A 21,305-nucleotide genomic window follows, 5' to 3' on the forward strand; every position below is an offset into this window, starting at 1 on the left:
GAAGATGTTGCTTGATTAGAAACAAAAGTATCTTCGCCCACAGAGGTAATGTGGGTCATTTCGATCATATAACCGTTTTGAGACGGCTCGGAACACATGAAAAAATTATGAACTTCCAAGGTACAAGAAAACGTGCGGCCGTTTCCATGAACGATCGCTGTACGGGCATCCGAATCGGCATGAAGCAAGAAATTGATCCAGCTGAAGCTTTTAAAGTTGTGGATATAGCCTGGTTCTTTGGCAAAGAGATCGGCAGCATCTTGACAGACTCCCAATAAATCTTCCAAAGAAGCGTAATTGAGTAGTTTTAGCCCTTCATCGTCGATACCGATAAATTCGTGTTTGTGGTTATAAAATAGCACGCATCTCTCCCTATTGTTCTTGTTCTAGCATTTTTCGGTATAACTCGGCAGTCTCTTCAATATTTTTGCGTGATGCCGGTTTGCGAGCCGCGATATACCCTTTGAGTTTACCGGTTTCATCATACGAAGGGGAAACCTCGGTATCGACCCAGTAATAGCGGCCGTCTTTGCGTAGGTTCTTTACCAACCCATGCCAAAGAGTTCCTGATTGTATGGTCTTCCACATCTGAGCGAATGCCGTTTTGGGCATATCGGGATGACGAATGATATTATGCGGTTCGCCGATGAGCTCATCAATGCTGTAGCCTGAAATTTCACAAAATTTTCGATTGGCAAACGTAATATTGCCTTTTAAGTCCGTTTCGCTGACAATGGCACGTCCATCGAAGAAATATTCTTCATCAATCGGATTAGGTTTTTCCATGCATTCGACCCCTTAGCTAAAAAACTGCTGAAAACGTAATCTGTGGAATATGGCATAAACTCCATAAAAGATTACTTAGAAAGGTTTTCACGGTAAAAATTTTGGATATTTTTAGCGTCTTTTGACCCGATTAGTTCACAAAGGGTCTGAAAGTCACTGTTTTCTATGGCCTCGAATGTACCGAAATAGTCGATCAGTTTTCGTATTTTGGCGTGGCTGATTCCATGGACGGATAAAAGGTGAGAGTGCTGATCCGATTTAAGTTTTGTTTTTTTGTGGAAAGTAATCGCGCTTCTATGCGCTTCGTCTCGCAGCATTTGAAGAAATTGCAACCGTTTGTCCGAACTTTCCAGCCGAAGCAGATGATTTTCGGTATGGATGATGTCATGTGCCGAGCCTTTGGCCCGATGCGCTTTCGCGTCGATTTTTTCTTTGCTGATGGCAATTACATCGAGATGGATGCCGTTGGAATGAAGTAGATCGATTGCAAGCGAACGTAAAGTCTCTCCTCCGTCCAGTACCCAAAGATCCGGGGGAGGATTCTCTCGGAAGCCTTCGATTCTCCGTGTCAGCATTTCACGCATTTGTCCGTATTCGTCGTGAGTATGCAGATGGAAAGAACGGTATCCTTTTTTATCGAAAGACTCTTTTTCATAGACGATCATGGCTCCGACGGTAGCTGTGCCTCCGTGATGAGAATTGTCAAAAACTTCGATACGTTCAGGGAATGTTTCGAGCCCGCACAGCTCCTGAATCGAGAGAAGCAGTGAGCCATTACCCGGCTGAGGCGATCGGAGCAGTTCATCGGCGTTGTTAAGTGCTAAATCGATGAGTTCTTTTTTCTTACCGCGTAAAGGTGCCTCCAAAGAAGCTTTTTTACCAAAGAGACTGCTGAGATGTTCTTTGACCCATTCTTGGGATTCAAACGTATGGGCCACCAGAATAGGGGCGATAATCGGAGGACGCTCGTTTCCGTAAAACCCGATAATTGTCCGTTCATATGCTTCGTCGAGGGAAAAATAAGGGGTGATAGTGATAAAGTCGTGCGTCGCAGAGGCCACTTTCCCCTCCCGAATAAACAGACGGAGAATGCAGCCTCGCGTCGCATTGAGTGCGATGGCAAAAAGGTCATAATCATCCGTCGAAGCGAGATCAATCTGGGATGAGATTTCGCTTTTTCCGATCCTTTCGATTCGATCTCTTAGAACTAGAGCCTCTTCAAACCGTTCCGCTTCGGCATAGAACCCCATTTTACGCTCAAGCTCTTTGATCAGTTTGCGTTTGTTTTTGATCCACTCTATCCCTTGGGTGACCATTTGCATATACAGCTCTCTCGGGACGGGAAGTTCGCAGGGGCCGAGACATTGTTCCATTTGATAAAAAAGGCACCGTTTTTTCCCTTTCAGACAGCTTTTTTTCTGTACCAGTTTGAGAAGCTCGTAGAGAGAATCGAGAATATCGCGTGCCCCGACTGAAAAAGGGCCGAAATAGCGGATCGATTTTCCCTTGATGATTTTGCGGGTCAATTCAAAACGGGGATATGCATCATCCAAGTCGACGTACAGATAGGGATAAGTTTTATCGTCGCGCAGTAGAATATTGTATTTCGGTTTCAACTGTTTGATAAGAGAGTTTTCCAAAATTAACGCGTCATGCTCGTTCTCGACGATGATATAGTGCAAAGAAACCGTTTCGGAGAGCATTTTTTGGATTCGTAAAGATAGGGTAGATTTAGGACTTAAAACCGGAGTAAGGTTAAAATAGCTTTTAACCCGTTTGGAGAGATTTTTGGCTTTGCCGATATAAAGAATTCTCCCTTTGTCGTCAAGGTACTGGTAAATACCCGCTTCGTGAGGTAAAGAGCGAATTTGATCGATCATCGGTAGGCACTTAATGAATAATTTATTGAAGCTATTATACCATCTGAGACTGAAGAGAATAAAGGGATGACATGGGAATAAGATTAACGGCTCTCATCAGCGCGGTGGCAGCAATGCTGCTGCTTGGCGGATGCGGGTATAAAGCGCCGCCGTATTACGAAAAACAGCCTACGCAAGAGGGTACGTCTGTTGCGTTATGATGTCGTGATTATCGGTTCCGGAGTTGCAGGTTTGTACGCTGCGATCGCTCTGCCCAAAACGTTAAAAGTCTTAATCATTAACAAATCCAATCCGTGGGAATGTAATACGTATTATGCTCAGGGTGGTGTTACGACGGCATATAACGACGACGATATCGAACTGCATGTCCGCGATACGCTCGATGCAGGAGCGGGAATGTGCAATGCTGAAGCCGTTCGAATGATGAGCGAACATTCTCAAGAGGTGATTCGTGATCTGATAAATCGGGGATTCGCATTCGATAAAGACGAAGAAGGAAACCTGCTTTACACGAAAGAGGCCGCGCATTCTCGAAGCCGTATCTTGCACGCCGGAGGGGATGCGACGGGACGTTATCTCCATTTTTTCCTGCTAAACCAAAATCCGCATCCGATGCTTAGTAATACGACCGTCGTCGATTTGCTTATTCGGAACAATCAGTGTTGCGGCGTGGAAGTAGTGAGTGAAGGTAGCCGTCGTATTATATTGTCCGATAACGTGATTATCGCGAGCGGAGGAGTGGGATCGCTGTACGAATACCATACCAATGCTTCGACGATCAGCGGGGATATTCACGGCATTTGTATCGAAAAAGGGATCGCGCTCGAATCGATGGAGATGATGCAGTTTCATCCGACCGTCTTCGTAGCCAACAATTGGGCACGAAAACAGCTCCTTTCCGAAGCGCTCAGAGGAGAAGGGGCACAAGTTGTTGATGAGAACGGATATAGGTTTTTATTCGAATACGATCCGCGCGGTGAATTAGCGCCGAGGGATATCGTCAGCCGGGCGATTTTCGATTACAAAAAACGGAGCGGTAAACAGGTATTTCTCTCTTGCGAACAGTTTGAATCGGAATACTTTAAAGAGCGTTTTCCGAATATTTACAAGGCATTAAACGATTTGGGATTCCATCTTCCCAAAGATCGCGTCCCGATATCGCCGGCATTTCATTACGCCGTCGGCGGGATTAAAAGCGATATCAATGGGAACGTTCCCGGAATCAAAGGGCTTTACACCGTGGGGGAAGCTGCATCGACGGGGGTACACGGAGCCAACCGGTTGGCGAGCAATTCCTTGCTTGAGGGGCTTGTTTTCGCACGAAAAGCGGCTCATTCGATTATCGAAAACTCTGTAAACAGCTGTAACACACGTTTTGAAATCGGTACGGAAGCGCTTGAAATGCCGGGCGATAAAGAAAAAAAAGACTTTCTGCGTCGTATAATGTGGGAGAATGTGTCTATCGTGCGCACTCCGAAAGGATTACAGCGTGCCCGAGAGGCCATTGAAGAGATGCTTAATCAGAAGATCGGCAGGTTACTGCGTCTTCGATTATTAAGTGCCAGATGTATCGTTGAATCGGCACAAAAACGGTCAAAATCGATAGGGGTACATTATATGACACAAGGAGTTAGTGAATGACAGTAGAAGTTGCAGAACATGCAGCGATAAATTTTGTGGGCAGTCCGTTTGGATGGCTGCTGCTTGCCATTTTTGTGGTAGGTTACTATTTTATTGCAACCGAAGAGAAATACCATATCGATAAAGCGAAGCCGGCTCTTTTTACAGGGACGTTCATGTTCGTCCTTATCGGTCTTTATTATGCCATTGAAGGGGCAAGTTTTACTCCGTTTGAACACGAAGTGGATCATCTGATTTTGGAAATCTCTGAGATTTTCTTCTTCTTATTCGTCGCGATGACCTATATCGAAGCGTTGATCGAACGCGGGGTTTTCAGTGCATTGCGGGCAAAACTGATTGCGAAAGGATACAGTTATCGGGAACTTTTTTGGATTACCGGTTTATTGGCATTCTTTATCTCCCCTGTGGCTGACAATCTGACGACGGCATTGATTTTATCGACGGTTTTGCTAACCATCGATAATAAGAATAAAGCTTTTTTGGTACCGAGTGCCATTAACGTCGTTGTCGCGGCAAATGCCGGAGGGGCGTGGAGTCCGTTCGGAGATATTACGACATTGATGGTATGGGCGGCCGAAAAAGGTGCGTTTAGCGAATTTTTATATCTTTTCCCTGCATCATTTATCGGATGGGGGATTACGGCGTTCCTTTTAAGCCGATATGTGCCGGATTTGGATCCGTTAAAAGACGGCGATCCGGAAGCGGCGGCTAAAATCGAGATACTCAAAGGGGGAAAAGTTATCATTGCATTCGGTGCGTTGACGATTGCCCTGGCGGTTTTGGGAAAACAGCTTATTCACTTGCCTCCGATGTGGGGAATGCTGTTCGGTTTGGCTATTTTGCAGCTTTATATGTATTTTCTCAAGAAACGGCATAACGTTGATGTCAGTATCTTTGAAGCGATGAGTAAAATCGAGAATAATACGCTTCTTTTCTTTTTCGGTATTTTGGCGGCGGTAGGGGCACTTCACTTTACCGGCTTTTTGGAATATGCGGCAAAACTCTATACGATGTTCAGTCCGACAGTCGTGAATATCGGAGTAGGATTCCTTTCTGCCGTGGTGGATAACGTTCCGGTTATGTCGGCGGTGCTTAAAGCCAGCCCGGCGATTGATCAGGCACAATGGATGTTGGTGACGATGACCGCCGGTATCGGAGGATCGCTCATCAGTTTCGGAAGTGCGGCAGGTGTCGGTGTTATGGGAAAAATGCATGGAATCTATACGTTTTCTTCCCATATGAAACTGGGCTGGACGGTTTTGGTCGGATACGTTGTATCGATCGGAATCTGGTATTTGCAGTTCATCGTTCTGGGCATTTATTAAGTCATATTCAAAATTAAACTACAATAGGGTACCCTTTCATTAACGCAAAGGGTACCCACTCCCTCCCGATTATCTCCAACTAAAGGCTCTCCTTTGAAAGATGTCAATATTATCGTTCTTGATTTCGGTTCACAATATACGCAGTTGATCGCACGCCGTCTCCGTGAAGACAAGGTGTATTGCGAAGTACTTCCCTACCACACTAAAATCGATGTGATTAAGGCTAAAAACCCAAAAGGGATTATTCTCAGCGGCGGCCCTTCTTCCGTTTATAATAAAGATGCGTACGAAGTCGATCAAGGGGTTTACTCGATGGGTATTCCCGTACTCGGTATTTGTTACGGAATGCAGCGTATCGCGGTCGATTTCGGCGGATCGGTGATCCGAAGCGATCATCACGAATACGGAAAAGCGGAACTTACGATCGATATGACGCAGCACTCGATTCTCTTTGAAGGGTGCGAAGACGAACGGATCGTATGGATGAGCCACTCGGACAAAGTTGATGTATTGCCGGAGGGATTCGTTCCGATCGCGTATTCGCCGAACTCTCCGTATGCGGCAATCGCTAATGAAGAAAAAATGGTTTATGCGATGCAGTACCATCCTGAAGTCAATCACTCTGAAGAGGGGTATTTGATGCTTCGCAATTTTGCCCGCAAAATCTGCGGCATCACCGAAAAATGGGATATGGGACATTTCTTGAAAGAGCAGATCGCCAAAATCCGCGCCCAGGTAGGTGAGGGGAAAGTGCTGTGCGCTCTTAGCGGCGGAGTCGATTCTTCGGTTGTTGCGGCGTTGTTGTATGAAGCGATCGGAGATCAATTGATCCCTGTATTCGTTGATAACGGGCTTCTCAGAAAAGGGGAACGCGAGTCTGTCGAAAATATCTTTAAAGTCCATTTGAAAGTGCCTTTGATCGTTGCGGACGCTTCGTCGATTTTCCTCGGTAAATTGGCAGGGGTTACCGATCCTGAAACCAAACGCAAAATCATCGGACATACCTTTATCGAAGTATTTGAAGCGGAAGCTAAAAAGCATGACGGGATCAAATTCCTCGCACAGGGGACATTGTACCCTGACGTTATTGAATCGGTTTCAGTAAACGGTCCTTCCGTTACGATTAAATCACACCATAACGTCGGCGGACTGCCGGATTGGATGGATTTCGAATTGATCGAACCTCTTCGCGATCTTTTTAAAGACGAGGTACGTAAACTCGGGCTTGAACTGGGCTTGCCGGATTCACTCGTTAATCGTCATCCGTTCCCCGGGCCGGGATTGGGAATCCGCATCATGGGCGAAGTCAACAAACCGGATCTCGATTTGCTTCGAGAAGCGGATGCTATTTTGCTTGATGAGCTCAAAGCAAGCGGATATTACGCCAAAACGTGGCAGGCATTTGCCGTACTTCTTAACGTGAAATCGGTTGGTGTTATGGGTGACAACCGTACCTATGACAATACGGTCTGTGTCCGTGTCGTCGAAGCGGTGGACGGTATGACGGCGACATTTGCTCACCTGCCACATACATTGTTAGAGCGTATCAGCCGCCGTATTATCAACGAAGTAGACGGTATCAACCGGGTTGTTTACGATATCAGCTCCAAACCGCCGGCAACGATCGAGTGGGAATAAGGCGCATCCCTTGCGCCCGATCTATCTTATTTCTAAAACTCCTTATCCGGGAGTTATCCATATCCCCATTCTTTCCATCACTTTTTTGACACCGTCTATTGATTTTTCCGAATATGAAGGGATCATCGTTACCTCAAAGCAAGGGATTAGCGCACTGCAAAATTATACGCCGGAGTGGGAACGGCTGCAATGTATTGCCGTTTCGGAACCGACAGCACGCTTTGCCAAGGAGTCCGGAGCGATTCATGTCGAGACGGCTGAAGGGTACGGCGAATCAATTCCAAAGGTATTGAGCGCAAAACAACGCAACGGAAAATGGCTTTATCTCCGTCCTGAAGTTGTTGCATCTTCATGGGTCGAACATGCCAGATTAAAAGGTTTTAGGATAGATGAAGCGGTTGTCTATGCGACGCATTGCAATGAGAATGCGTTTATGGATACCATCGAGCCTGACGGGGTTCTTATTTTTACATCCCCTTCAAGTATTCGGTGTTTTATGGAAAAATATACGTTTCAACCGACCCATTCGGTTATCGTTATCGGTAAAACGACGCAAAGCGCTTTACCGGAGAGCATTGAGTCGTATGTAAGCCCGGATACAAGCGTCGCTTCTGCAGTGAAATCGGCCTGTAAAATCGTACAAGAGTCTAAAAATTCATCACCCTTTTAAGCTTTTAGGGTTATAATTGTTAACTCTGGGTGAAGCGATTAATCGCATTTTGAGGGTTCTACATATACAACTAGTCACAGCCGTAGTCGCCTTTGGGTGTCGGTGGTTTCGCTTGAGCGTGTTTTACGTGAGAAATCGCCGCCGGAAAAGGCGCTCGAGTGGCTTTATTCGGCTTTGAGAACCAAAGCTACTGCGAAACGCCCGCCCGGGCCTTTTTGTTTTATTTGAACCTCAAAGAGAGATTGAAATAAGATAATAAAACTCTGATGAAAATAAGGTGGAATATGCGAGTAATGGTAATTGGCAGCGGCGGACGGGAGTTTGCAATCGGAAGAGTTTTAAAAAAAGATGCGGCTGTCACAAAACTTTTTTTCGCTCCTGGAAACGGTGCGACACCGATGCTCGGGGAAAACGTTTCGATTAAAGATTACAATGAATTGGCGCAATTTGCTCTCGACAATGCGATTGATCTAACTATTGTCGGACCGGAAGGACCACTGAGCGACGGTGTAGTAGATGTATTTAAAGCCAAAGGACTGGTTATTTTCGGCCCTACTAAGGCGGCGGCGCAGCTTGAAGGTTCAAAAGTATATATGAAAAACTTTTTAGCCAAATACAATATTCCTACGGCACGCTATATCGAAACCGATCATATCGGGGATGCCTTTAAATTTATCGAATCGCTGACTCCTCCGATTGTTGTCAAAGCGGATGGATTATGTGCGGGCAAAGGGGTTATCATAGCGATGAGCTATGAAGAGGCCAAAGTCGCCGTCTCCGAAATGCTCAGTGGGAAGTCATTCGGTGATGCGGGTAAACGGGTTGTCGTCGAAGAATTTTTGGACGGGTATGAGCTTTCGATGTTTGCTTTGTGTGACGGGAAAGATTTTATTCTCCTCCCTGCCGCACAAGATCATAAGCGTCTTTTGGATAATGATGAGGGTCCCAATACCGGCGGGATGGGGGCTTATGCACCGACACCTTTGGTCGATGATGTGATCTATGAGAAAGTGAAAGATCGAATCGTCCGACCGACCCTTAAAGGGATGCAAGAAGAGGGGGCGCCGTTTGAGGGGGTCCTTTTTATCGGTCTTATGATCGTTAACGGCGAGCCGATTACGTTGGAGTTCAATGTCCGTTTCGGTGATCCCGAGTGTGAGATTTTGATGCCGCTTCTCAAAACCCCTGCCAGCGAGCTTTTTTACAAAGCGGCTACCAAGCAGCTTGATACGTTGAACGTGGAGTTTTATAAACAGTATGCGGTCGGTGTCGTTATGGCAAGTAGGAACTACCCTTATGATAATTCCGAACCGGCAGAGATCATCGTCGATGAGATCCACCACGAAGAAATTGCTAAAAATACCCATATCGCGTATGCCGGCGTAAGCGCGGAAGAAGATAAACTTTATGCAAGCGGAGGACGTATTTTGGTATGTGTCGGTGTCGGGGATAGCATCAAAGAAGCTCGGGATCGTGCTTATATGCTGTGTGGGCAGGTCCATTATGCCGGTAAGAAACTTCGGACAGATATTGCATATCAGGCACTTCGGTAATGGATGAACAAATCGAATCGCTGATACAGCGCGAACATTTGGAGCTTGCAACGATTCGCCAAAGAGCGGCGGCGTTTGGTATTGACGAACTGCTTCTTTCCGTACTTATGGTGATTATTTTATGGGATTCGATGGGGAATGCCAAAACATTCGAAGATATGATTTTGCTAACCAATAGTTTCTTATTGGAATACATGAGTATCAAAATTATCTATCATACTTTTTTCACAATGCAATACGGTGCCAGCATCGGTAAAATCGTGATGAAAATCCGCATTATCGAACTTTCTACCCTCTCATATCCCAGCTTTTTATGTGCATTTAACCGCAGTGTGTTTCGGGTTGTCAGTGAGCTTTTATTTTATTTCGGATTTGTCTGGGCGATGTTGGACCCTTATCGACGGAGTTGGCACGACCGTACAGCCCGAACATTGGTGATAAATGCGTAAACTTTCTTGGATCAGTTTGATCGTATCCACCCTCTTGCTGGGCAATGACCGTGTTGAATTGTACGGAACGGCTGCGGATGCAAACGGCTCGCTCGCCCATGCCGACGGAGATCCGGTAATTTTGTATCAAGATCAGATATTGAGTGCGGATAAACTGACCTATGATAATAATACCAGTGTGATAGAAGCAACCGGATCGGTAAACGTATTTAAGGGGGGGCAATATCATGTTATCAGCGATTACTCCCGGGTCGATCTTCTCAATGATACCTATTTTGCGAAGCCTTATTATATGTTTGATCAGGTTTCAGAAGCGTGGATGAGTACTGAAGAAGCGCAGGGATGCAAAAACGAAATTGATTTATCCAGCGGTGCCGTTTCGGGATGTAATTCGGCCGATCCGTTATGGAAAATACGCTTTAGCAGCGCTGATTACGATACCGATGCCATGTGGGTTAATTTGTATAATGCCCGTTTGGAGATTGAAAACGTTCCGGTCTTTTATCTCCCGTATTTCGGTTATCCTACCGATCGAACACGCCGAAGCGGACTTTTGATCCCTTCTTTCGGGTTATCAAGCAAAGAGGGGTTTTATTATCAACAGCCGATCTATATCGCACCGCAAAACTGGTGGGATATGGAATTGCGTCCCCAAATCCGTACGTCTCGCGGAGCAGGGCTATATACCGATATCCGCTTTGTCGACACACCTTCTTCGGAAGGCTCTATTCAACTCGGGTATTTTAAAGAGCAAAACAATTACGCCCAAGAATATGATTTGGTCAATCGAGAACATTACGGATACGGGGTGAACTATCGCCATAGTGCACCGTTGCGCGAATGGTTTGACTCGAAACTCGAAGGGGAATCCGGGTTATATGTCGATGCCAAATGGATGAACGACGTGGATTATCTGAATTTGCAAAAAACGGATGAAACTCAGAATGTGACTGATAAACAAGTCTTTTCCCGTATCAATGGATATTACAGTAGTGAAGACAATTATCTGGGTGCCTACTTCAAATACTACCAATACCTCGACCAAGAAAATAATGCGAAAACGATCCAGACATTGCCGAGTCTTCATTACCACCGCTATCTTGAGAGTTTTTTAGATAATTATCTCCTGGCGAATGCAGATATTAGGGCAACTCATTTTTACCGTCCAGACGGTAAAAAAGCAGCTCAGGTCGATTTCAATGTCCCTTTGACGTTGCAGACATCGCTGTTCGATAACTATTTGGATGCCAGCTATACGGCGAATGCATCGGGACGGAGTATCGGATTTTACGGCGCGTCGAGCAACAGCGATAACAGTGTCTACAAACCGGGCTACTATGCCCAGCTCGATCATACGTTTGCCCTTTCGTCGACATTGGTTCGAAACTATGAGTCGCTGAGTCACGTCATTACCCCCTCGGTCAGTTATACCTCTGCGGGAACGCGGTATTATCGGGGATATTACAAAACGTATCGCGATGCATGCGTCGGCGGAGATTGCGAATTTTATACACTGGATGATCCGAATGACTCTTTATCGCTGGGGATCAACAACTATCTGATCGAAGACGGGCAACAGATACTTGCGGATCGTTTGTCCCAAAATTTTCGATATGATGATCAGCGAAGCTATTACGGTGAACTTCAAAACGAGCTGGAATGGGAAATCACGACCGCAATCTCTTACTATAATCAGACGGCTTTTAATCACGACCGTAACCGAATTACAAAAGAACAAAACACTCTGCGCTATAATGACGGGGTTGTGACGGCCGGTCTTACCCATTACTATACGGATGAACTTGTGTACGATACGGTGAAATTACGCAACATTCCGACCTATATCAGTTACTGGACGGCGGATGCGGCGTATCAGTACAATAGCCATTACCGATATTTCGGCTCTATCGCGTACGACTATCATGAAGCATTGTTAAAACGTGGAGAAATTGGATTTTTGTATTCGACACGATGTCTTGACTTCGGTCTTAAATATGTTAAAAACAGACGCCCTACACTGACGAATACAAATGTAAGCGATTCTATTGATGATTCGTATATTTTTATCACTATAATCCTCAAACCGATCGGCGGTTCGGATTTTAGTTATAAAATGACCAATTAGAGAGGATAGGTATGAAACTGGAAGCAAAAATAGGTCTTTTTGTCGTGATGGCGTTAGGTGCCTTACTGTTTTTGTCGACACAGGTAACCTCTTTGGGTAAATGGGGACGAGAAGGATATACGATTCAAGCTTATGTCGACGATGCTTCCGGTATTGAAAAGCACACCCATGTATTAATGAACGGTGTGACGATCGGTGATGTCGATGCTATTAGCATTGAAGGCAAAAGGGTTCGGCTGAGTCTCTTGATCGATCAAGAGGTAAAAATTCCGGATGACTCTTCGGTGATCGTAGCACAGGAATCGTTATTGGGAACCAAGGTACTTAACATCGTTGTCGGAGACTCTGTTTCATTGGTGAAGGCCGGAGGAGTCTTGTCCCAATCAAAACGTTATGCATCTTTTGATCAAACCAGCGATTCGGTCAATGCCGCGGCTAAAGAGTTAGAGATGCTGCTGCACGATCTGAGAGGAACATTGGATGAAGAACATCGCAAAGCGATTCAAGATGCCATCATCGCATTCCGCAATGTCGGCAGTAACCTAAACGGAGTCATCGTTGATAACCGCGACGATCTTCACGCCGCAATTGCCAATTTCAGAGCTATGAGTGCTGGATTTGCCACCACGGCTGATACGGTAAATAAAGATTTGCCTGAAATCATGGCGCGTATCAATTCTCTGAGTACCCGTATGGATAATATCAGCGGTGCCCTGGAGCATAAGCTTCCGCAAGCGGTTGACAAGTTTGCCAATATCGAAGACAACGTTACCGATATTTTGGCGGAAAACCGTTCATCGCTGAAGACGGCGTTGGAATCGGCAGGTTCGTTTTTCAAAAGCGGAGAAGAGGCTTTCGGCAAAGTGGATGCTATGTTGGGAACCTTTACGACCAGCGAACTGCAAGTAGCGATGCATTCGGATTACATGATGCGTGATCAATACAGCAAAATTTATTTGGGAGTCAACTATCTACCGAATCCTGAAACCTATTATATGTTTGACTTGATCAGCAAAGATGATTACTCCAAAGCGCAGCTTCCGCAAAAACACGAAAAAAGTGATACCCTGTATTCATTGCAATACGGGAAACGTTTCGATAATACATTGTTCCGCTTCGGGGCGATCGAATCGACGGGGGGGATCGGGGTCGATTACTTTATGAATCATGATCGATTGAAGTTCTCTGCCGAAGCATTTGATTTCAATTCGGTTAACGACGTCCGCGCGACACACGCTCACTTGAAAGCACAGGTACGATACCAAATGCTGAAACATCTCGAATTGTACGGCGGATGGGATGACTTCTTGAACCCTGCGACACAGAATGCGTATCTCGGACTAGGGATCCGTTTTATCGATAATGACTTGAAATACGTTATCGGCGGCGCTTCGACGATGAAACGATAGACAGAGTAATGAGACCGCAACGTTATTTATTTAAAGACCGTTCGGATGCGGCACAGCAACTCAGAGAGCTTCTTCCTTTGGATCGGATGAAGAGCGAGGCATGGAATTTGATCGCCGTCTCGTCAGGAGGGCTTGTCATTGCATCCTATCTCAATACCCGTTTAAAACTTCCGATCGATTTTATCTTTTCTGCCGGGATTACCGCACCGCAAAACAGTGAATGCGAACTGGCTAGGGTCAGCGAAACGGAAGAAATCGTCATCCATCAGGCGCTGGTAGATGCTTTTGATATTCAAGTCGATTATATTTACGGCGAAGCCAATCGAAAGCATGAAGAGAAAATTCTCAGTGCCATTTACCAATACCGTAAGGGGGAAAACTTTAAATCGATGAAAGGGAAGAATATCCTGCTCATCGATGAGGGAAGCGAAACAGGGCTGAAGCTGATGTGCGCTATTAAAACAGCGTTCGCTCAAAAAGCGAAGGCCGTTTATGTGGCCGCTCCGATTATGCCGACAACAGTTGTTGAAGCATTGGATCCGATGGTGGACGGCATCTTTTGCCTTCAGGAACTGGATGATTATATTGATACGGGATATTACTACCAGACATTCGATCCGGTAGATGAAGAAACGATAGAGACTATTTTGGAGAAAAGAGATGAAATACAACATCGAACTGCAGTTAAAGAATAAACAAGAATCGTATGCTTTCGGCCAAGTTGCCGCACAGGCGAACGGAGCCGCATGGCTCAAATGTGGAGATACCGTTATTTTAGCGACGGTCGTTATTGATGAGACCGATTTTGTAGATGAAGATTTTTTGCCTCTTACCGTTCAGTATATCGAAAAAAGCTATGCAGCCGGGAAGTTTCCGGGAGGATTCATTAAACGCGAAACCAAACCGAGCGATTTTGAAACCCTGACATCACGAATCGTAGACCGTTCGCTCCGTCCTCTTTTCCCGAAGGGATTTGCGAATCCGGTTCAAATCACCATTATGGTTTTAAGCGTTGATGATGAAGCGGATTTACAAGTGCTGGCATTGAATGCCGCTTCGGCAGCTCTTTATGTTTCCGATATCGATATTTTTAACTCGGTGAGTGCGGTTCGGATCGGAAAAATCGACGGTGAGATTGTTGTCAACCCTTCGCTTAGCCAATTAGAAAAAAGTACCCTTGATCTGTATTTGGCAGGTAGTAAAGAAGATATGCTGATGATCGAAATGCAAACACTCGGCAGCGATGAAATGGAGATAGTCGATATCGGAATGGTTGACCCTCTCATCGATCCGGGGATGGGGACATCCTCGATTCCCGTTCGACTTTCCAATGCGATGAACGAAGATGAACTGATCGAAGTTTTGGCCTTGGCACAAGTAGAATTGGCAAAAGCCAACAGTGCATATGAAAGCTCTTTTAAACCGTTTGCATCTGCCCCGTTCGATTTGCAATGCAAGATCAGCGAGACTGATGTCGACATGATCGAATATGTCCGTGCCAACCATACCGATGATTTGAAACGCGGTATCAACCAAATGGCAAAAACAGAGCGCTCCACCGCATTGCGGACAATTCGTAAAAATATTATGAAAGAGAAACCGGAATGGGACGAGCACGAGCTTAAAAAAGCGATCGAAGCGGTCAAACGCTCTATGGTACGTACCCAGATTCTAGATGAAAAAGTTCGTGCGGACGGTCGCGGGTTGAGAGAAGTTCGTCCAATCCATATCGAGACGAACGTTCTGCCAAGTGCCCATGCCTCGGCATTGTTTACGCGCGGACAGACTCAGGCACTCGTCGTTTTGACACTCGGGGGAGCCAAGGATGCTCAAATGTTCGAAAACCTCACCGACAGAGGAACGCAAAACGAGGCATTTATGGTCCATTATAACTTTCCGGGGTTCAGTGTCGGCGAACCTTCTCCGATAGGAGCACCGCGCCGTCGTGAACTCGGACACGGAAATTTGGCAAAGCGGGCGTTAGAAGGTGCCTGTGTCCGTAACGGGCAAACGATTCGATTGGTTTCAGAAATTCTCGAATCGAACGGTTCCTCATCGATGGCTACCGTATGCGGCGGGTATATGGCTTTACGTGCCGGGGATATTGAAATGGCCGATCCGATCGCAGGCGTAGCGATGGGGATGGTTTCTGAGGGAGAACGGCATGCGATCTTGACCGATATCATGGGATTGGAAGATCATGACGGCGATCTGGATTTCAAAGTAGCGGGTTCCAAAGAGGGGATTACGGCGATGCAAATGGATATCAAACTTGGCGGTATCCATTTAGACGTACTTAAAGAGGCGCTGTATCAGGCCAAAGAAGCACGTGCCCATATCATCGATATTATGATGAACAGTGAAGAGAATATCGAGTTGAATGAAGGGACGTTGCCGAGCACCGATCTTTTCCACATCGATCCGAGTTTCATCGGTGACATTATCGGTCAAGCGGGGAAAACGATTCGGGAAATCATCGAACGTTTTGATGTTACGATCGATATCGACAAGAAAAAAGGTTCCGTAAAACTGACCGGGAAAAACCGTGAAGGATTGCGTGGAGCACGCGATCATATCGAAGGGATCATCAGCGGTTCCACTCCGGTTGAAAAAGTCGAGTACAAAGTGGGAGACGTCGTCAAAGGAAAAGTGAAAAAAATCGTTGACTTCGGTGCATTTATCGAATTGCCCGGCGGAGTGGACGGACTGATCCATATTTCGAAACTTTCCGATTCCCATATCAGTAAAGTGAGCGATGTCCTAAAAGAAGGGGACGAACTGATGGTCGAGATCGTCGAATTCAAAGGGAACAAAATCGGTTTAGGCAGAGCTAAGTAATTTTTTAGCTCTGCCCCACTATAATTCCAGCCACAAAGTGATAAGTAGGGACACATATCCGAACGGACTTTGATATTAAACAGGAGAATAAAATGAAAAAAGTTCTTTTTCTTATGGTTGCTCTTGCTGCTGCTGCATTCGGTGCAGACGGTGATGTAGCAAACCAAACGCTTAAAGCGTACTCAATGATCGCTGCTGGTGTCGGTCTTGGTTTGGCTGCACTTGGTGGAGCAATCGGTATGGGTAGCACTGCTGCTGCAACTATCGCCGGTACTGCACGTAACCCAGGTCTTGGCGGTAAATTGATGACAACTATGTTCATCGCTCTTGCGATGATCGAAGCTCAAGTTATCTATACGCTTGTTATCGCTTTGATCGCTCTTTACGCTAACCCATATTTGGCTGCGTAAGTTCGAGTTTCCCTCTGTCAGCTTCGGCTGACACATTTTCTTCTTTTTTTTTGCGATCGTGGTGGAATTGGTAGACACGCTATCTTGAGGGGGTAGTGCCAGTAGGTGTGCGAGTTCAAATCTCGCCGATCGCACCATCTTTCTAAATGTTTTACTTCAAGACTATTTTCTCCGTAATTTATTTTCATTGTCAATCTTGATTGAATTGCTGTATAATCGCCCTAATCCATAAAGAGGTATTGTGATGGCACTGCATGAACTCATTAGAATAACAAATGATTTTTTAGACCTCACTGCCACACTCCGAACGGCGATAGAACGGATGGAAGAATCCGGTTCAAGTCATACCGTACTTATCGAAAATGCTACTCCTATCGCAATATTAACACTAAAAGAGATCATAAACCTTTACCATAATGGTATCGCCGATACGCAAAAGGCGATCGATTATGCAAGCTATCCGATTATCTCAATCCATGACGATCGTCCTTTGGATATGGCAGTTGAAATGATGATCGATTATGAAATCCGCAGAATCGTCCTCATTAACGGATCGGGAGACTATGTCGGTACATTAACTCAAAGCGACGTTTTACGTTATTATGAATCGCAGGGAAGAGTGGATCATGAGGTGATGGGCTGTCTCAACAAACGCAATACGGCGCTCAAAGTTCCTTACGATACAACGGTAAAAGGGGCGATTGAGCAGATGCAATCGGCCTATCGTGACGTCATGATTGTTATGCGAGACGACAATCCGATCGGCATTGTGACGGAAAAAGATATTTTAATGCTGGCACATCAAAAAGTATCGCTTGAGAACCACATAGCCGATTATATGCATTCGCCAATCGTAACCGCCGAATTAAATGAAAAAATTCATACGATTATCGAGCGTATGAAGTTTGGAAATTTTCACCATTTGTTGGTCCGAAACGGAGAAAAAAATCTCTATGTACTGAGTGAAAAAGATTTACTGCGCAACTATAATACGGCATTGGAAGTAAAGCTTGAAGCCAAACTGCGTGACGCCAAAGCGACCTATAATTTATTAGGACTGGCCTTTTGCGAGATTATCGATCTGGGAGACGACCAGATTATCAAATGGCTGAATGCCGAAGCGATGCTGACTTTCGGTGTTAAGATAGATGATTCAATGTCCAAAATGCTGGGAGATTCAGTTTGGGAAAAACTCATGCAGACGCTCCGCCGTCACGGTGGCGTAGAACGCGAACGGATCGATTTTGACGGGAAAGTCTATGAAGCGACACTTTTAGAAGCAGAAGTCAACGGTCAAAATATTCTCAAACTGTTTTTGAATGATGTAAGCGAATTGATCCGTTTAGGGGAAGAATTACGGAAAAGTTTGGAACATACGATTGAACTCGAACAGGAAAAGAGCCGTTTGTATCTTGAAGTCGCATCGGTGGTTATGCTTGCCTTAGACACGGAAGGAAATATTACTTTGATCAATCCGAAAGGGTGTGCTTTGCTGGGAGTGAGCAAAGAAGAGGCTCTCGGAAAAAATTGGTTTGACCATTTTGTAGACAAAGAACAGGTGGCGGAAACCAAAGCACTTTTTAACGCCGTTTTGTCGGGTGAAGAGTCTGTTGTCGAATATTTGGAAAATCAAGTCAGAACCAAAAGCGGAGAGAAACGGATCATCGCGTGGCATAACGCGATATTGAAAAATACGGAAGGAAAAATTATCGGTACATTCTCTTCGGGAGAGGACATTACAAAGATTCGGGAATCGGAACGGGAGATCCATTGGATGGCCCATTATGACAAATTGACTAAACTTCCGAACCGTTTATTACTCTCTGCACGGTTGGAGCATTCGATTGAGCGTTCGCGCAGAGAGCATAAAAAATTGGGTGTTTTGTATATCGATATCGACCATTTCAAAGACATTAACGAATCGTTCGGATATGAAACGGGAGATTTGGTAATCGCCCGTATCGCTATGAGGCTGGAGGGGATCATTCGTCAGGAAGATACGATCGGACGTGTCGGAGGAGATGAATTTATCGTTGTGCTTGAAGCTCTGGAAGATATTACCGAGTGTGAGCGGATTCTAAAAGAGATTATGCGTGTGTTCGGAGAGAAAGTCGAGACGTCGCAAAGCGATTTTCAACTCACGGGAAGTATCGGAATCGCCATATACCCCGATGACGGCGATGATGGGGAGACATTGCTGAAAAATGCCGATATCGCATTGCGCCAAGCGAAAGAGACCGGGCATAACAACTATTGCTATTTTACACAAGAGATGAGTGTCCAGCTGTTTGAACGGGTATTGATGGAGCGGGAATTGCGCCGTGCGGTTGATGAGAAGGAGTTTGTCGTCTATTATCAACCTCAAGTTGATCTTCATACGGGTGCCATAATCGGGGCGGAAGCGTTGGTGCGATGGAAGCATCCGAGTCTGGGTATCATCCGTCCGGATATGTTTATTCCGTTGGCGGAAACGAATCAGCTGATTATCCCTATCGGTGAAGAGGTACTGTTGCAATCGTGCCGTTGCATAAAACGACTGATTGATGAGGGGCTTTTTGAAGGAAGAATATCGATCAACGTGTCGGGGAAACAGTTTGAACGTCCCGATGTCGTTGAAACAATCAACCGAATCATCGGTGAGAGCGGACTGGATGTGAAGTATGTCGAATTGGAGATTACGGAGAGCGTTTTGATGAGCAATCCTAAGGCATTGGGAGAAAAATTAATTGCCCTCAAAGCATTAGGAGTCGAAGTGGCTATCGATGATTTCGGCACCGGATATTCAAGTCTCAGTTATCTCAAAACATTCCCGATTGACAAACTGAAAATCGATCAATCGTTTGTCCGAGGCATTCCGAATGATGAACAAGACAGCGCGATCGTTAAAGCGATTATCGCAATGGCCGATGCTCTCGGGCTTAAGACGATTGCGGAAGGGATAGAGGAAGAGGATCAAAATCTTTTTTTACAGCAACACGGATGCCAGCAAGGGCAAGGATATCTTTATGCCAGACCTCTGGATGAAAAAGGTTTTGAAACATATCTGCGCGATTACAAAACGCTCCGCTAAGAGGGAAAATCATCATTTTCTCTAGCGTTAGAAGAAATTGTTTTGCTACAATGAGGATATTAAATCATTAAGGATAACCGATGGCCTATATTGCACAATTAAAACACCTTATTCAAAACGAGTTGATCCCGGACGTCGAAGAACATATCGACGATATCTTCGAAGGGATCGCTTCAGCTAAAGATGCGACTCCGCAAGAACGCGCGCAGCTCGAAGACATGCAAGCGTTAAGAGATGAGTACAAAGAACTTCTCAAAGAGCTTCAAAGCGGAGATATCGACGAAGAAGAGGCCGAACAACTCTATACCGAATTGACCTCCATGCGTGAAGAGGGCGATGAAGACGATGATTTGATGTATGACGAAGACGAGGATGAAGACGAAGACGATTATGATGAATTTGACCTCGACGACGAAGACGATCAGTATTAATGGCGCTTTTCGTTTTACTCGATACGGAGACGACGGGTGCCGGCGAGAATGACCGTATCATTCAGCTGGGATATATGGTTTTAGACGGAAAAAAAGTGGATGTTTACAACGATATGTGTTCCAGCGACGTCCCCATCGCATACGGAGCGATGGAAGTGCACGGTATTACTCCCGATATGATCGAAGGAAGGCCTCCGTGCAGTGAAACCGATGCATTTAAAAAATTGTGCGAAATTAATACGCCCGACAACGTATTGATTATTCACAATGCCCCTTTTGATCTGGGCATGCTTTCCAAAGAAAATTTTACGTCCAAAATGCGCCTGATCGATACGCTTCGATGTGCCAAGCACCTTTTTGAAGATGAAGAAGCGCACCGGTTGCAATATTTTCGATACCGTTTGGGTTTGTATAAAATCGAACAAAAAGAGGCGGATGCGTTGGGGATAGAAGTAAAAGCGCACGATGCGATCGGAGACGTTTTAGTGCTGAAACTCTTTTTGAGCGAGTTGCGAAAACGTCTTGAAGAGCGCTTCGGTGCGGTCAATCCTATCGATAAGCTGGTCGAGTTGACGCAAACTCCGGTATTTAATACCCGTCCGCTCAAATTTGGAAAGTACAAAGGGAAAACGCTCACCGAGATCGCTCAAAACGATAAAGGGTATCTTTCCTGGATGCTCGGGAATATGGAAAGTCTAGACGAAGATATGCGTTACAGTATCGGACGGGTTTTGGAATCCGTCTGATATTTAAAATGTCGTTTTGGTCGAAGTCGCGATTTCACTGAGACGGTAAGCCGCATCGGTATGGCCGTTGCGCATCGCTTTTTTCCACCACTCCATAGCTTGATCGATATCTTTTTCGACCCCTTCGCCGTAGAAATAGATCATTCCCATATGAAACTGCGCTTCAGCGTTGCGCTTATACGCGGCGAGAGGATAGAGAATTTCATAGGCTTTGGCATAATCTCCGGCATCGTACGCCGCAATCCCGTCATAAAGTTCCTGCATCGTAAAAAATCCTTTAAATAATTCGTACCATTATACCTTTGTGTGATTTTTTTAGGCTGATAGATTATAA

The 21,305-nt window shown here is 45.5% G+C and carries 18 protein-coding genes, 1 tRNA gene and 1 pseudogene; 16 read left to right on the plus strand and 4 right to left on the minus strand.

The annotated features are described in order from the left end of the window. From Q0389_RS09390 to uvrC, 3 genes and pseudogenes are all read right to left on the minus strand, one after another. Nucleotides 1-362: pseudogene (locus Q0389_RS09390) on the minus strand (hypothetical protein); the annotation flags it as partial. 10 nt (nucleotides 363-372) lie between these two features. After that, on the minus strand, nucleotides 373-786 hold the full coding sequence (locus Q0389_RS09395) for a PAS domain-containing protein (protein ID WP_298693718.1): 414 nt from the start codon (nucleotides 784-786) through the stop codon (nucleotides 373-375). A 71-nt stretch (nucleotides 787-857) separates the two neighbouring features. Continuing rightward, the gene (uvrC, locus tag Q0389_RS09400; RefSeq protein ID WP_298693719.1) at nucleotides 858-2,666 is read right to left on the minus strand and encodes an excinuclease ABC subunit UvrC; all 1,809 of its coding nucleotides are present in this window, start codon (nucleotides 2,664-2,666) and stop codon (nucleotides 858-860) included. 71 nt (nucleotides 2,667-2,737) lie between these two features. On the opposite strand from uvrC, the gene Q0389_RS09405 reads away from it, so the two are divergent. From Q0389_RS09405 to Q0389_RS09480, 16 genes are all read left to right on the plus strand, one after another. Further along, nucleotides 2,738-2,866: a hypothetical protein gene (locus Q0389_RS09405; RefSeq protein ID WP_298693720.1), complete on the plus strand. Its 129-nt coding sequence runs from the start codon at nucleotides 2,738-2,740 to the stop codon at nucleotides 2,864-2,866. Beyond that, a complete protein-coding gene (nadB, locus tag Q0389_RS09410; RefSeq protein WP_298693721.1) occupies nucleotides 2,856-4,307 on the plus strand; it encodes an L-aspartate oxidase in 1,452 nt (483 codons plus the stop codon). The genes Q0389_RS09405 and nadB overlap by 11 nt, the downstream gene beginning before the upstream one ends. Then, nucleotides 4,304-5,632: a sodium:proton antiporter NhaD gene (nhaD, locus tag Q0389_RS09415; protein ID WP_298693722.1), complete on the plus strand. Its 1,329-nt coding sequence runs from the start codon at nucleotides 4,304-4,306 to the stop codon at nucleotides 5,630-5,632. The genes nadB and nhaD overlap by 4 nt, the downstream gene beginning before the upstream one ends. A gap of 93 nt (nucleotides 5,633-5,725) precedes the next feature. After that, nucleotides 5,726-7,270, plus strand: coding sequence for a glutamine-hydrolyzing GMP synthase (gene guaA, locus Q0389_RS09420; RefSeq protein ID WP_298693723.1), 1,545 nt, complete (start codon nucleotides 5,726-5,728; stop codon nucleotides 7,268-7,270). Nucleotides 7,271-7,280: 10 nt separating this feature from the next. Then, complete coding sequence (locus tag Q0389_RS09425; RefSeq protein WP_298693724.1) at nucleotides 7,281-7,940, plus strand: uroporphyrinogen-III synthase; 660 nt, start codon at nucleotides 7,281-7,283, stop codon at nucleotides 7,938-7,940. A gap of 284 nt (nucleotides 7,941-8,224) precedes the next feature. After that, a complete protein-coding gene (purD, locus tag Q0389_RS09430) occupies nucleotides 8,225-9,493 on the plus strand; it encodes a phosphoribosylamine--glycine ligase (protein WP_298693725.1) in 1,269 nt (422 codons plus the stop codon). Continuing rightward, a complete protein-coding gene (locus Q0389_RS09435; RefSeq protein WP_298693726.1) occupies nucleotides 9,493-9,942 on the plus strand; it encodes an RDD family protein in 450 nt (149 codons plus the stop codon). Before purD ends, Q0389_RS09435 begins: the two co-directional genes overlap by 1 nt. Continuing rightward, a complete protein-coding gene (locus Q0389_RS09440; protein WP_298693727.1) occupies nucleotides 9,935-12,067 on the plus strand; it encodes an LPS-assembly protein LptD in 2,133 nt (710 codons plus the stop codon). Before Q0389_RS09435 ends, Q0389_RS09440 begins: the two co-directional genes overlap by 8 nt. Nucleotides 12,068-12,078: 11 nt before the next feature. Beyond that, nucleotides 12,079-13,476 carry an MlaD family protein gene (locus Q0389_RS09445; protein ID WP_298693728.1) on the plus strand — a complete coding sequence of 466 codons (1,398 nt, stop codon included), beginning with the start codon at nucleotides 12,079-12,081 and terminating at the stop codon, nucleotides 13,474-13,476. 8 nt (nucleotides 13,477-13,484) lie between these two features. Continuing rightward, entirely contained in the window at nucleotides 13,485-14,171 is a 687-nt protein-coding gene (locus tag Q0389_RS09450; RefSeq protein ID WP_298693729.1) for a phosphoribosyltransferase, read from the plus strand. Next, the gene (locus Q0389_RS09455; RefSeq protein WP_298693730.1) at nucleotides 14,137-16,314 is read left to right on the plus strand and encodes a polyribonucleotide nucleotidyltransferase; all 2,178 of its coding nucleotides are present in this window, start codon (nucleotides 14,137-14,139) and stop codon (nucleotides 16,312-16,314) included. The genes Q0389_RS09450 and Q0389_RS09455 overlap by 35 nt, the downstream gene beginning before the upstream one ends. A 92-nt stretch (nucleotides 16,315-16,406) precedes the next feature. Beyond that, on the plus strand, nucleotides 16,407-16,724 hold the full coding sequence (locus Q0389_RS09460) for a F0F1 ATP synthase subunit C (protein WP_298693732.1): 318 nt from the start codon (nucleotides 16,407-16,409) through the stop codon (nucleotides 16,722-16,724). Between the two features lie 52 nt (nucleotides 16,725-16,776). Beyond that, nucleotides 16,777-16,861: transfer RNA gene (locus Q0389_RS09465), tRNA-Leu, on the plus strand. A 107-nt stretch (nucleotides 16,862-16,968) separates the two neighbouring features. Continuing rightward, nucleotides 16,969-19,794 carry an EAL domain-containing protein gene (locus Q0389_RS09470; protein ID WP_298693733.1) on the plus strand — a complete coding sequence of 942 codons (2,826 nt, stop codon included), beginning with the start codon at nucleotides 16,969-16,971 and terminating at the stop codon, nucleotides 19,792-19,794. 80 nt (nucleotides 19,795-19,874) lie between these two features. Next, nucleotides 19,875-20,225, plus strand: a complete 351-nt coding sequence (locus tag Q0389_RS09475) for a hypothetical protein (RefSeq protein WP_298693735.1) — start codon at nucleotides 19,875-19,877, stop codon at nucleotides 20,223-20,225. Further along, on the plus strand, nucleotides 20,225-20,971 hold the full coding sequence (locus Q0389_RS09480) for a 3'-5' exonuclease (RefSeq protein WP_298693736.1): 747 nt from the start codon (nucleotides 20,225-20,227) through the stop codon (nucleotides 20,969-20,971). The genes Q0389_RS09475 and Q0389_RS09480 overlap by 1 nt, the downstream gene beginning before the upstream one ends. A gap of 3 nt (nucleotides 20,972-20,974) precedes the next feature. Here Q0389_RS09480 and Q0389_RS09485 read toward each other — a convergent pair whose 3' ends face one another. Beyond that, nucleotides 20,975-21,235 carry a tetratricopeptide repeat protein gene (locus tag Q0389_RS09485; RefSeq protein WP_298693737.1) on the minus strand — a complete coding sequence of 87 codons (261 nt, stop codon included), beginning with the start codon at nucleotides 21,233-21,235 and terminating at the stop codon, nucleotides 20,975-20,977. Between the last annotated feature and the right edge of the window lie 70 nt (nucleotides 21,236-21,305).

This window comes from uncultured Sulfuricurvum sp. (assembly GCF_937936435.1).
GTDB lineage: Bacteria > Campylobacterota > Campylobacteria > Campylobacterales > Sulfurimonadaceae > Sulfuricurvum.

Coding starts and splice junctions, on each gene's coding strand:
- purD (WP_298693725.1), top strand. CDS start 8,225: ATGCGAGTAATGGTAATTGGCAGCGGCGGACGGGAGTTTGCAATCGGA.
- Q0389_RS09395 (WP_298693718.1), bottom strand. CDS start 786: ATGGAAAAACCTAATCCGATTGATGAAGAATATTTCTTCGATGGACGT.
- Q0389_RS09460 (WP_298693732.1), top strand. CDS start 16,407: ATGAAAAAAGTTCTTTTTCTTATGGTTGCTCTTGCTGCTGCTGCATTC.
- Q0389_RS09485 (WP_298693737.1), bottom strand. CDS start 21,235: ATGCAGGAACTTTATGACGGGATTGCGGCGTACGATGCCGGAGATTAT.
- Q0389_RS09455 (WP_298693730.1), top strand. CDS start 14,137: ATGAAATACAACATCGAACTGCAGTTAAAGAATAAACAAGAATCGTAT.
- Q0389_RS09475 (WP_298693735.1), top strand. CDS start 19,875: ATGGCCTATATTGCACAATTAAAACACCTTATTCAAAACGAGTTGATC.
- Q0389_RS09445 (WP_298693728.1), top strand. CDS start 12,079: ATGAAACTGGAAGCAAAAATAGGTCTTTTTGTCGTGATGGCGTTAGGT.
- Q0389_RS09435 (WP_298693726.1), top strand. CDS start 9,493: ATGGATGAACAAATCGAATCGCTGATACAGCGCGAACATTTGGAGCTT.
- Q0389_RS09470 (WP_298693733.1), top strand. CDS start 16,969: ATGGCACTGCATGAACTCATTAGAATAACAAATGATTTTTTAGACCTC.
- uvrC (WP_298693719.1), bottom strand. CDS start 2,666: ATGATCGATCAAATTCGCTCTTTACCTCACGAAGCGGGTATTTACCAG.
- Q0389_RS09450 (WP_298693729.1), top strand. CDS start 13,485: ATGAGACCGCAACGTTATTTATTTAAAGACCGTTCGGATGCGGCACAG.
- Q0389_RS09440 (WP_298693727.1), top strand. CDS start 9,935: ATGCGTAAACTTTCTTGGATCAGTTTGATCGTATCCACCCTCTTGCTG.
- Q0389_RS09405 (WP_298693720.1), top strand. CDS start 2,738: ATGGGAATAAGATTAACGGCTCTCATCAGCGCGGTGGCAGCAATGCTG.
- Q0389_RS09480 (WP_298693736.1), top strand. CDS start 20,225: ATGGCGCTTTTCGTTTTACTCGATACGGAGACGACGGGTGCCGGCGAG.
- nhaD (WP_298693722.1), top strand. CDS start 4,304: ATGACAGTAGAAGTTGCAGAACATGCAGCGATAAATTTTGTGGGCAGT.